This is a genomic window from Lysinibacillus sp. TE18511 (genome assembly GCF_054062295.1).
In genome coordinates, this window is record NZ_JBSSFD010000018.1 from 67,386 (window position 1) to 79,625 (window position 12,240).

13 protein-coding genes and 1 other annotated feature are annotated in these 12,240 nt (G+C 37.7%); of the genes, 10 read left to right on the forward strand and 3 right to left on the reverse strand.

Annotation, left to right across the window (positions count from 1 at the left end):
- Positions 1 to 6 precede the first annotated feature (6 nt).
- Positions 7 to 159 carry a hypothetical protein gene (locus ACVWXS_RS14360; RefSeq protein WP_456958703.1) on the reverse strand — a complete coding sequence of 51 codons (153 nt, stop codon included), beginning with the start codon at positions 157 to 159 and terminating at the stop codon, positions 7 to 9.
- A gap of 569 nt (positions 160 to 728) precedes the next feature.
- Here ACVWXS_RS14360 and ACVWXS_RS14365 point away from each other — a divergent pair.
- The 8 genes from ACVWXS_RS14365 to ileS all read left to right on the forward strand — a co-directional run bounded on the left by ACVWXS_RS14365 (position 729) and on the right by ileS (position 7,948).
- Positions 729 to 965, forward strand: a complete 237-nt coding sequence (locus tag ACVWXS_RS14365; protein ID WP_049668351.1) for a PRC-barrel domain-containing protein — start codon at positions 729 to 731, stop codon at positions 963 to 965.
- Between the two features lie 151 nt (positions 966 to 1,116).
- Positions 1,117 to 1,821, forward strand: a complete 705-nt coding sequence (locus ACVWXS_RS14370) for a YggS family pyridoxal phosphate-dependent enzyme (protein WP_456958705.1) — start codon at positions 1,117 to 1,119, stop codon at positions 1,819 to 1,821.
- Positions 1,805 to 2,302, forward strand: a complete 498-nt coding sequence (locus tag ACVWXS_RS14375) for a cell division protein SepF (protein WP_068983241.1) — start codon at positions 1,805 to 1,807, stop codon at positions 2,300 to 2,302. The genes ACVWXS_RS14370 and ACVWXS_RS14375 overlap by 17 nt, the downstream gene beginning before the upstream one ends.
- A gap of 20 nt (positions 2,303 to 2,322) precedes the next feature.
- Entirely contained in the window at positions 2,323 to 2,604 is a 282-nt protein-coding gene (locus ACVWXS_RS14380; RefSeq protein ID WP_374963578.1) for a YggT family protein, read from the forward strand.
- Positions 2,605 to 3,040: 436 nt separating this feature from the next.
- Positions 3,041 to 3,175 carry a hypothetical protein gene (locus tag ACVWXS_RS14385; RefSeq protein ID WP_456958706.1) on the forward strand — a complete coding sequence of 45 codons (135 nt, stop codon included), beginning with the start codon at positions 3,041 to 3,043 and terminating at the stop codon, positions 3,173 to 3,175.
- Positions 3,176 to 3,272: 97 nt separating this feature from the next.
- Entirely contained in the window at positions 3,273 to 4,061 is a 789-nt protein-coding gene (locus ACVWXS_RS14390; protein ID WP_423472133.1) for a YlmH family RNA-binding protein, read from the forward strand.
- Between the two features lie 95 nt (positions 4,062 to 4,156).
- A complete protein-coding gene (locus tag ACVWXS_RS14395; protein ID WP_368635531.1) occupies positions 4,157 to 4,681 on the forward strand; it encodes a DivIVA domain-containing protein in 525 nt (174 codons plus the stop codon).
- Between the two features lie 77 nt (positions 4,682 to 4,758).
- Positions 4,759 to 4,977: a binding site (T-box leader), on the forward strand.
- 202 nt (positions 4,978 to 5,179) lie between these two features.
- The gene (gene ileS, locus ACVWXS_RS14400; RefSeq protein ID WP_456958707.1) at positions 5,180 to 7,948 is read left to right on the forward strand and encodes an isoleucine--tRNA ligase; all 2,769 of its coding nucleotides are present in this window, start codon (positions 5,180 to 5,182) and stop codon (positions 7,946 to 7,948) included.
- Positions 7,949 to 8,150: 202 nt separating this feature from the next.
- On the opposite strand, the gene ACVWXS_RS14405 is transcribed toward ileS, so the two are convergent.
- Positions 8,151 to 9,329, reverse strand: coding sequence for an AraC family transcriptional regulator (locus ACVWXS_RS14405; protein WP_456958708.1), 1,179 nt, complete (start codon positions 9,327 to 9,329; stop codon positions 8,151 to 8,153).
- Positions 9,330 to 9,566: 237 nt separating this feature from the next.
- On the opposite strand from ACVWXS_RS14405, the gene ACVWXS_RS14410 reads away from it, so the two are divergent.
- Positions 9,567 to 9,899: a hypothetical protein gene (locus tag ACVWXS_RS14410; protein WP_223552563.1), complete on the forward strand. Its 333-nt coding sequence runs from the start codon at positions 9,567 to 9,569 to the stop codon at positions 9,897 to 9,899.
- 29 nt (positions 9,900 to 9,928) lie between these two features.
- A complete protein-coding gene (locus ACVWXS_RS14415) occupies positions 9,929 to 11,497 on the forward strand; it encodes a sodium/solute symporter (protein WP_456958709.1) in 1,569 nt (522 codons plus the stop codon).
- A 31-nt stretch (positions 11,498 to 11,528) separates the two neighbouring features.
- Here ACVWXS_RS14415 and ACVWXS_RS14420 read toward each other — a convergent pair whose 3' ends face one another.
- Positions 11,529 to 11,654, reverse strand: coding sequence for a hypothetical protein (locus ACVWXS_RS14420; RefSeq protein ID WP_456958710.1), 126 nt, complete (start codon positions 11,652 to 11,654; stop codon positions 11,529 to 11,531).
- Between the last annotated feature and the right edge of the window lie 586 nt (positions 11,655 to 12,240).

Consider the following 12,240-nt stretch of genomic DNA (forward strand, 5'->3'; position numbering starts at 1 on the left):
ATAAGATTAAGTATTTGGCTTTTCAGCAAAACGAGGATTGATTTCCGTTCCGACTGGGCGCTTTGTAGCTGTCGCTTTGCTTTCGCTACAGAAAACATTTGTAGCTGTCGCTTTGCTTTCGCTACAGAAATCATTTGTTGCTGACGCTACGTTAAGCACTACGCTTTCGCACAGAGCAAAGCTTCCTGGGGGCGTCCGATGAGCTGCTTGGGCCTACACGATGTAGGTCACGAAGGCGTTATCACAGGACGTGATGCTCTTAGCCTTCGTTCCTCTATCGCTAATCCCCAAGGAGTCGCCCAGTCTCCACTCCAATCAACCCAATTTATATAGCGGGCATCCTCTGATACGATGCTCAAATTTAAGTGATAAAACGAAACATTTGCATAAGGGTTTTGTCTGTGCAAAAGTGTAGGGACTGTAATAACAGATGTACAATCACGTCACTGATAAAAGTCTATTCTGTTCGATTAAGGTGCGTTTTCATAGCGTCCACTTTTGAAATGATTATAAAAGTTTTACGCTATTGTTGATTGGAGTGGAAGGCTACTCGACTCCCGTGGGAAAGCGAGTAGCCTGGAACGGAAATCACCCATTCGTTTTGCCAAAGAAAGATTCCTTGATCATTTTATTTTCATTTAAACAACAATAAACACATAAATATAAAGAGAGAACATAGTTTGTTGAGGTAAAACGATGTTGAGAGTAATTGATTTAGGAGGGAAAATATGCGTTTCTCGATGTTACAACAAAAGGAAGTTATTGAAGCAGGCAATGGACGCTTTTTAGGATTTGTGGTTGATGCAGAGGTATCCAAAGAAACAGGCTATGTAACGGCATTTATGATTGCAGAGCCTCGCAAATATCTGGGTTTTTTTCGTGGAGAAGAATCTGTGAGGAAAGTGTATATGAAAGATGTACTTGTAGTTGGCAAGGATGTCATTTTAGTAAAAGCATTATCCTAAAGTGCACAGTTTTTACGCTTATTAAAACCAAAGCTGTTTTTAAGCTGCAAATGGTTAAAATGTAATTTCACTTAGGTCAGGCTATTCATTGATAATTCAAGCATTGCTTGTTACAATAAAAGAAACTATTGTTGTAAAGTTGGGAAAAACAGTGACAAAAATCATAACAAATTTGAATAAAATTAATGATCTTATACAAGCAGCAAAAAAACGTGCTAATCGAGAAGAAAACAAAGTCCAAATTATTGCAGTGACAAAAGAGGTTTCAGTAGAAAGAACACAAGAAGCAATTGATGCAGGACTGATTCATTTAGGAGAAAACCGTCCTGAAGGCTTAAATCGTAAAATTGAGGCGATTCAAGCTGATGTACATTGGCATTATATTGGGTCTTTACAAACACGTAAGGTAAAACAAGTCATTAACAGCATTGATTATTTGCATTCATTAGATCGTTTGAGTTTAGCAGAAGAAATTGAAAAAAGAGCAGACAAACCTGTCAAATGTTTTGTACAAGTTAATGTATCAGGCGAAGAGTCAAAACATGGTTTAGCAATCGAGGAAATTCTGCCTTTTGTTGAATCATTAAAGAGTTTTACAAAAATTCAAGTTGTTGGTCTAATGACAATGGCACCAAATACAGATGAGGATACAGTTATTCGCTCTGTTTTTAAGGAATTAAAACAATGTCAACAGCAAATAGCCGAGCAAGGATTCGTACACGCGCCTTGTACCGAGTTATCAATGGGCATGTCTAATGACTTTGAAATGGCGGTAGAGGAAGGGGCTACATTTGTTCGAGTTGGAACGGCTCTTGTTGGAAATGAAAGAGGGGAAGAGGATGAGCATGAAAAATAAAATTAAAAATTTCTTTTATCTTGAGGAAGAAATAGAAGAAGAAATCACGCAAGCTCCTGTTCAACAGCAACAACCCGTACAACAACAGCAACAAATTCAATCAGTGAAGCCAAAAAAAGTTATTAAGGAGCGAAAGGCACCTGTTCAGGAAATTTTTCCGCAAAGTACAAATACTACAAACAACATTGTAAGTTTACAGGCAGCTATGAATTCTAAAGGTGCAAAAGTTGTATTAGTTGAACCTAGAGTTTATGCAGAAGCACAGGATATTGCTGAACATTTAAAAAATAAACGTGCAACAATCCTCAATTTGCAACGTATTGAGCGAGAGCAAGGTGTACGAATTATTGATTTTTTAAGTGGCACAGTTTATGCACTTGGCGGTGATATTCAAAGGATTGGAAAAGACATTTTCCTATGCACACCTGATAATGTAGAAGTATCTGGAGAAATTTCGAATTTTATTTTAGACGATAATTAATAGCGAGGATTGTAGTTTATATGACTTTATGGGTAATTCTAGGTTATGCATCATTAGCATTTAAGATATATTCTTATATGTTAGTTGGATATGTTTTACTGTCTTGGGTACCTGCTGCCCAAGATTCAGCAATAGGTCGTTTCCTTAAAAAAGTATGCGAGCCTTACTTGGGGATTTTCAGGAAATTTATCCCTCCAATTGGTATGATTGATATCTCGCCAATTGTGGCAATTTTTATGCTTAATTTTATTCAAAACGGACTTTTTATTGTTATTGAAAAAATATATGAAATGTTCATCTAAAAGAAATCCTCACGAACGGTGGGGATTTTTTATTTATGGGGAATACGATATTTAACAAAAATAGTTGCTAACAATTTAGTGATGATTCCCTAGAATTCATAAGCGTGAGTAGGGAACGGTGTTTTGACTAAAGCAAATCCAACTGAAATTGAGGATCAATACTAAAATCTGTTCTTGATTAAAAAGTATTGTTGGGATGACATTTGTTAATACGTATGCTGTGTATATAGGTTGATTGGAGTGGAGGTTGTAGCTGCTCCTATTTTTAAATATAAAACTAAGCGTGTTGATTAGGAAAATATAGTTTTTTTATTGACTGATAAAAGGATTTTTTGGTTGATATTTTGCTAATATATGCCCATTCTAACTGATTGTAGCGTAGGGCTACTCGACTCCCGCGGGAAAGCGAGACAGACGAGACCCTGAGGCCAACGCGATGTTGGTCACGAAGGCATTGTCACAGGACGTGACGCACTTAGCCTTCGTTCCTTTAGCGGAGGAAGCGGCTCGACGCTCGCCCGCAGGAAAGCGAGTAGCCCGTAGCGGAAATCAGAGCCTACTAATTAATTAGTGTAGATAAGAATGGTTAAACAATACATCTGAAATAGATCCTTAAAATACCAATGAAATTAAACTAGTAAAAGAGAGATAATAGAGGTGGAGTAAACATGGAGCATTTAATTCAGCATTTTAGGAAAGATGAACAGCCTTTTATTGAACAGGTTGTGAGTTGGCAACATGAGGTGGAGGATCGATATGCTCCAAAGCTTACTGATTTTTTAGATCCTCGACAACGTTTTATTGTTACATCGATTATTGGCCAAGAAGACACATTGAAAACAGTAAGTGCTGGGCTCTTTGATGAAGCAGAAAGACAACGTATGCTTATTTATCCTACTTATTATGAGCCTGTGGAGGAAGATTTTCAGCTTACAGTATTTTCAGTTCAATATCCTGTGAAATTTGTACAACTACGACATCCAGATGTTCTAGGGGCATTATTATCATTAGGACTGAATCGTGGCAAATTCGGTGATATTCGTGTAAATGAACACCAAGTACAATTTGTAGTAGCGAATGAGGTAGCAGAATATGTACGTTTACATTTAACAGGCATCGGCAAAGTAAAGGTACATGTAGAATCGATTAAAGAGATGGAGCCTCTGCTACAAAATGAGGAAGAGTGGCTAGAAGAGTCTCATACTGTTTCTTCCATGCGTTTAGATGTTATTATCTCAACGGTTTTAAAAATTTCCCGTCAAAAGGCACAATCGTTAATTACAACGAAAAAGGTACGTGTTAATTGGACTGAACGGGATACAGTTGCTTTTGAATTGCAAGAAGGGGATATTTTATCTGTACGCGGAAGCGGTCGAGTAAAAATTATGATGACTGAAGGCCGTACAAAAAAAGATAAGATTCGTTTACAAGTCGGTCGATTGACCCAAAAAAGCTAAAAACCAAGTTAATTTCATTAATTTTTACTGCTAAGTTGTTGGAACAATTGTATAATAGAAAATACGAATGTACATGTAAAGGAGAGAAGGATCGTATGCCATTATCACCTATTGATATACATAATAAGGAGTTTACTAAAACCTTTAGAGGTTATGCTGAAGATGAAGTAAATGAATTTTTAGATCAAATTATTAAAGACTATGAAATTTTGCTACGTGAAAAAAAAGAAGTAGACAGACAATTAGAAATGTCCTTAGAACAAGCTAGACATTTTAACTCTTTAGAGGAAACCTTACAAAAATCAATTGTTGTCGCGCAAGAGGCAGCAGATGAAGTACGAAGAAATTCTCAAAAAGAAGCTAAACTGATTGTCAAAGAAGCAGAAAAAAATGCTGATCGTATTATCAATGAGGCTTTAACGAAAGCTCGTAAAGTGACAATTGAAATCGATGAGCTGAAAAAGCAATCAAAAGTATTCCGTAATCGTTTTAAAATGCTTGTAGAGGCACAGCTTGATTTACTAAATGCAGATGACTGGGATCACTTATTACAATATGATATTGATCTTACAGAAATTCAAGTATCTGTTGAAGAAGCTCAGGAGGCCGATCAAGTTTAAATGCAATAAGTGAAACTTGACGTGATTGTTTGATTTTCATATACTATTGTAATAGTAATTATTTTGAACAGATATGCATACAGGCAGAGACGAAGACAGTATTTGTTAGGCGTAGTTAAGCGATTTGGGGATAGTGTGAGCCCAAACAAGCAAATAACAATGAACATCACTTCTGAGCCAAATAACTGAATGAAGTAAGTTATTTCGTGATGCACGACGTTAACGTGCTTAGAGTGGTAGTACAATTTGTGCTACAATTAGGGTGGTACCGCGAGTATAAGCTTCTCGTCCCTTTGAGGGATTGAGAGGCTTTTTTATGTTCAAATGGTGGGAGTCTTCCATTTCTATAAGTGGTGAAATGGATAAATGCTTTGAATCCTAAGTTTGAACTTATACGCCTATTGTTAAAATTCGTTGACTTTGCTAATAACTGTTGTATGTAATGAGCGCTTAAGTGTATTTGTTCTTTGTTTGTAAAATTAAAGGAGGAATTGAAAAATGGTTGAGTATAAAGATACCTTATTAATGCCAAAAACAGATTTCCCAATGCGTGGAAACTTACCGGCGAATGAACCGAAGATGCAAGAAAAATGGGATGAAATGGACATTAACAAATTACAGATGGAGCGCACTGAAGGACGCACTGAATATGTGTTACACGATGGCCCTCCATATGCGAATGGTGATATCCATATCGGTCACGCTTTGAATAAAGTATTGAAAGACATGATTACACGTCATCGCTCTATGACTGGTTACCATGTAAACTATATTCCAGGTTGGGATACACACGGTTTACCAATTGAGCAGGCTCTAACGAACAAAGGTGTAAAGCGCAAAGAAATGTCTGTTGCTGAATTCCGTCAATTATGTGAAGAGTATGCTTACGAGCAAATCGACAACCAACGTATACAATTCCGCCGTTTAGGTGTTCGTGGTGATTGGGAAAATCCATATATCACATTAAAGCCTGAATTTGAGGCACGTCAAATTGAAGTATTCGGTAAGATGGCTGAAAAAGGCTATATTTATAAAGGTTTAAAACCAGTTTACTGGTCTCCATCATCTGAATCTGCACTTGCAGAAGCAGAGATTGAATACCAAGATATTAAATCGGCGTCTATTTATGTAAGCTTTGCAATTAAAGATGCTAAAGATGTTGTACCAGCAGATGCTAAATTTATTATCTGGACAACAACACCTTGGACAATTCCAGCGAACTTAGGGATTTCTGTAAACCCTGAATTTATCTATGTTGTTGTAGCAGTTGCAGATAAAAAATTCATCATTGCTAAAGAGTTATTAGAAACAGTTGCTAACGAACTTGAGTGGGATGCATATGAAGTTGTTCAGGAAGTAAAAGGTGAGGTACTAGATCGAGTTGTTGCACAGCACCCATTCTATGACCGTGAATCGCTTGTGATGGTTGGAGAGCACGTAACTGCTGAAGCGGGTACTGGCTGTGTTCATACAGCACCAGGACACGGGGAAGATGACTATCATATTAGTAAGCAATATGGTCTACCAATTCTTAGTCCTGTTGATAATAGTGGCTGCTATACAGATGAGGCACCTGGTTTTGAAGGTGTATTCTACAATGATGCAAATAAAATGGTCACAGAAAAATTAAAAGAAGTAGGCGCATTAGAAAAACTTAACTTCTTTACACACTCTTACCCGCATGACTGGCGTACGAAAAAACCAGTTATTTATCGTGCAACACCACAGTGGTTTGCGTCAATTGATGCATTCCGTGATGAGTTACTAGAAGCTGTGAAATCAACAGCATTTACACCTGCTTGGGGTGAAACACGCCTTTATAATATGATTCGTGACCGTGGAGACTGGGTAATTTCACGTCAGCGTGCATGGGGTGTTCCAATTCCGATTTTCTATGCTGAAAATGGTGAGCCAATTATTACACCAGAAACAATTGCCCATATCTCAGCATTATTCCGTCAACACGGGTCAAATATTTGGTTCCAAAAAACTGCTAAAGAATTATTACCTGAAGGCTTCACACATCCAGGTAGCCCGAACGGCGAATTTACAAAAGAAAATGATATTATGGACGTTTGGTTCGACTCAGGTTCTTCACACCAAGGTGTATTAGTAGAACGTGGTATGAAATATCCAGCTGATTTATATTTAGAGGGCTCTGACCAACACCGTGGATGGTTTAACTCATCATTAATTACGTCAGTGGCTATTAATGGCTATGCACCATATAAGGGACTATTAACACATGGTTTCGTTCTAGATGGTGAAGGTCGTAAGATGAGTAAATCTTTAGGAAATGTCATTATCCCGAAAAAGGTTATGGATCAATACGGAGCAGATATTCTTCGTTTATGGGTTGCTTCTGTTGATTATACGGCCGATGTTCGTATCTCGATGGATATGTTGAAGCAAGTATCTGAGGTTTATCGAAAAATCCGTAACACATTCCGTTTCTTACACGGCAATGTAGCTGATTTCGATGTAGCGAAAGATCGAGTAGCATATGCAGACCTTCGTGAAATGGATCAATACGTTTATATGCGTCTACAAGATGTGTTAAAAACTGTACGTGCAGCTTACGATCGCTATGATTTCGCAGCTGTTTACCATGCAGTGAATAACTTTGTTGCGGTAGAATTATCTTCATTCTATTTAGATATTGCAAAAGACGTTGTATACATTGAAGGCAATGACAACAAAGATCGCCGTGCAATGCAAACAGTTATTTATGACACATTAATGACGTTAGTAAAAGTGATGTCACCAATTATCCCTCATACAGCTGATGAGATGTGGTCTTATTTACATGCTCAAGGTGTTGTCGAAGAGGTATCTGTACAATTAACAGACTTCCCAGAGGTTAATGAACATGAAAACTTCGAAAGTCTACGTGCAAAATGGGTGAAAATCATTGATGTTCGTGATGACCTTTTAAAAGCATTAGAGGAAGCTCGTAATGCAAAAACAATAGGTAAATCACTTGAAGCAAAAGTGACAGTTTATGCAAAAGAAGATGTGGCAGCTTTATTGAAAGATGCAAACATTGACTTTGCGCAACTTTCAATCGTCTCCGCATTTGAAGTAGCACCAATAGAAGCTGCACCTGCAAATGCATTAGCTCTAGAACATGCATCGATTGTTGTAGAGAAAGCAACAGGCGAAAAATGTGAGCGTTGCTGGTCAATTTCTGAAACAGTTGGTTCAAATGAAGCGCATCCAACAGTGTGTACACGTTGTGCAGAAGTTGTAGAAAAATATTACGTTTAAGGTCTTTCAGCCGATTCCGGACGCAATTATGCTGAGGCATAATTGATAAAAACAAACAGTAATGCAAACTAAGAACAAGAATTTGCATGCTATGTAATAAAAACGCAAGTCTCCTTGATGAAGGGGGGCTTGCGTTGTTTACTTTTATGGAGGTCTAGCAGATTCTTTTTATAGGTTTAGTTACGCAACGATGTGATATGAACTATTTAAATAATATTTCTTGCGTATTGCGGTAGTCAGTTGGAGATATGCCAACATATTTCTTAAACGTGATGCTGAAATAATTAGGTGTGTTAAAACCGCAGATGGATGAAATTTTTTCAATGGTGTAATCGTATTTTCGTAAATAGGGTAGCGTCTTGATGATCCGTGTAAAAGCTACATAGTCCACAAAGTTACGACCAGTCTCTTTTTTAAACAATCTACTAAAATGCGTAGAACTAAAGTTAATATATTTGGCAACATCACTAATCGTTATTTGTTCATCATAGTGTTCTTCGATATAGTGGATAGCCTTTTGAAGCGATTCTTGCTTTGTTAAATCTTCATAAAATCGTATATGAATATTATGGACAGGTGGTTTTCTCCGTGCCTTTCGCGCTTGACTATAAGATTCCTTAACTTGCATGGCGTCCTGAAAAACACCGCCAATCCCCATAAAAAGATGGATGCCATAATCTTTTTTTAACACTTCAATAACCTCAAGTAAACAAGTTACCCCCTCAGACCAATGCTTAAATGATGTGTATTCATTTGGAAGGCGCATAAGCAACAATAAATAACGTTCAAAATTTAAAAAGGATAGAGGTGCTTTGTTAGCAAAGTTTTGACGAAACACATTTGCTATAACACTGCTCGCATCATAAAGGATAGGTCGATTTTCATTCACATCTATATAGCCCTGAATTAAAAACACGATATTTGGGATGCAATTTTTTGATAAAAAAGAGGCAGACTGGATAATTTCCTGCTCATTTTCAACTTCTCCCCGTATAAGTCGTTTTAAAAAGGCTTCTCGGAAAGGAGAAGTATGGTCTTGTGAAATTTGCTGTGATAGCTCAAGCATTGTAATAGTACTTGCCTGTTTTTCTTTATAGGACGTATAAAGCTTTTTAACAATTCGCAGAAATTTTACTTTCTGTAATGGTTTTATGAGAAGTGCGGGCAAATTTAGTTCAATTGCTATACCAGTTGAGTAAGTAAGGTGTTCTGCAACAATAGGGACAATTATACTGTTAGGATAATTTCTTTTTAACCGATTTATCTTTACCCAGTCAAATAAGCGATTGATTTCATAGAAAATGAGAGCGACATCTTCTGTTTTAAATTCTTCGCAGTTCATAAAAGTATGAGGTAGAAATTCTTTTAACCAGTAGCCCATTTGTTGTTTTTCATTTGAATTTTCAATATACCAAACAATATTTAAAATGCTAACAACTCCCTTTCGTTGTAAATGAAAAATAATAAAAATATTTTAACCTAAAATAGCATTTTTTTGTACTAATACAGCAATATTTTGTAACTAAATTATGGGTTAAATAGAATAAAATAATTGTAGTAAATAGTAATTTGAAATTTCAGATAATTATTTACCTAGATAGAAAGGGGGAGTTGAAGTATGGCAGAAGTAGGGAGTCATGATTATGAATACGTGGAAGCTGGAACAGTAGATGTGAAGGATCTTCCACCACTAGATGCAACTACTAACCAAATTATGAAAGATGAGTTTACGACAGGTTTTGGCTTAACGGTATTTTATTTCATTTTAATTTTTAGTATTCCAGTGATGAACTGGTTTGCTCCAGAACTTGCTTTTAAGAAAATTTGGGGTGGTATAACGGTTACCTGGTTTGTGACAACAGTCGTAATGATGGCAATGGCTTTTATTATTGCCTATGTGCATACAGCATTGTACGAAAAACGCCTAAAGAAATACGAAATACTTAAGTAAGTAGCTTTAGCTTAGGGGGGATTTGTTAAATGATGAAAGCTCTATTAGAACCGAAGATGTTAATGACCATTGCTTTAATGGGAACAATTGTATATATTACGTATTTAACGAAAAGAAATGCAACGGCATCTGACTTCTTTGTAGGGGGAAGAAGTTTTGGATGGTTTACAAATGGTTCGGCAATTGGAGGAGATTATTTAAGTGCAGCGACTTTCCTTGGGATAGCTGGTTTGACTTTCCAATTAGGATATGATGGTGCTTATTATGCATTTTGCTTCTCCATTGGATTAACATTGTTAGCAATTTTTGTGGCAGGTCCATTAAGACGTTTTGGTGCATTTACCGTTGCTGATTTTTTAGCTTATCGTTTTCATAGCAAACGAGCTCGACTAGTAGCAGTAGCTGTAGTTTTAGCGATTTCTGGTTTTTATGCGGCGCCACAATTATTAGGAGCAGCACAAATTTTAAGTATGTTTTTTGGTACCTCTTATGAATTTGGTATCGTCTTTACATGTATTGTAATGATTTTCTATGTAGGAATAGGCGGTATGAAAGGAACAACAATCAACCAAGCTTTAGAGCTTTGGATTCGCCTTGGTGCGTTTGTTGTTATGTTGATCGCAGCGATGTATAGTGGTTTACATTATGATAAGATTTTAGCTGCCATTAATTCATTTAGCGGTCCTATTACAGGGACTTCACCATATGCTTTAGATGGAAAGGATATTAATTTTGATGGTGCTGCTTGGACAGGGACAGGCTTTTATTTTCCAACATTTTGGCAAACTATTAGTATGACAATAGGTTTAGCATTAGGTACGATTGGTTTACCACATATATTACTAAGATTTTATACAAATCCAAGTGCAAAGGCAGCTCGTAAATCAGCGCTTATGGCGATTGGGATTGCAAGTGCGTTTTTCCTATTAGCTGTATATTTAGGTGTTGTAGGGCGTTCTATTTTTATCTCGGGTACTGCAAGTGAGGAAGTAATGCGAGATTTAGTACTTGGCGGGAACAATATGGTTATTCCTACAACAGCACTTGCACTAGGAGGCAAATGGCTTCTTGGGCTTGTCATCGCGGGGGCATTTGCGGCCATATTCTCAAATTTATCAGGATTATTTATCACAAGCTCAGGGGCATTGGCTCATGATTTATATGCAAGTGTTATGAAAAAGGATATTACAGAAAAACAACGAGTGGTTGCAGGGAAAGTAGCAATTGTGATATTAGGTATTTTATATGGAGCATTGGGCTTACTTGTTAAGGATGCATCCATCGGACATTTAGTGGCTCTTGCCTTTACTGTTGCGGCGAGTACATTTACACCAATATTTATTTTAGGTATTTGGTGGAGAGGAATGACAGAAAAAGGAGCAATAGCGGGCTTACTTATTGGACTTGGGGTCTCTATGTGGATGATATTTTTACCTGGAACGTTGCCAAGCTTTTTGCAATTTAAAATTCCTGGCATTGTGACAGTACCAGCTGGCTTCTTATCGGTTATTATCGTGTCGTTATTAGATCGAAAAGTACCGGCTGATGTGAATGATTTTATGAGACGTGTACATTCAAAGGAATCTGAAACAGTCTAGATCTTGAATAGAAATTGAAAAGCTATTGCCATTACTTATGAAGTGATGGCAATGGTTTTTTTGTTGGAACAAAAGCGACGGAAAGAAAGCCAAGAGCGACGGAAAGAAGAGTTAAAGTGACGGATAGAAAAGCTAGAACGACGGATAGAAAAGCCATGGCGACGAATAAAAGTGCTAGAGCGACGGATAGGGCCAAGGCGACGGATAGAAGAGTTAAAGTGACGGATAGAAAAGCCAGAACGACGGAAAGAAGAGTTAAAGCGACGGATTGAAGGGCTGAAGTGACGGATGAAAATCAGAGCGACGGAAAGAAGAGCCGAAGTGAAGGATAGAAAGCCGAGAGCGACGGAAAGAAGAGTTAAAGCGACGGATTGAAGGGCTGAAGTGACGGATGAAAATCAGAGCGACGGAAAGAAGAGTCGAAGTGAAGGATAGAAAGCCAAGAGTGACGGAAAGAAGAGTTAAAGCGACGGATAGGTAGCCCAGAGCGACGGATTGAAGGGCTGAAGTGACGGATGAAAATCAGAGCGACGGAAAGAAGAGTCGAAGTGAAGGATAGAAAGCCAAGAGCGACGGAAAGAAGAGTTAAAGCGACGGATAGAAACCAGAGCGACGGAAAGAAGAGCCGAAGTGAAGGATAGAAAGCCGAGAGCGACGGAAAGAAGAGTTAAAGCGACGGATAGGTAGCCCAGAGCGACGGATTGAAGGGCTGAAGTGACGGATGAAAATCAGAGCGACGGAAA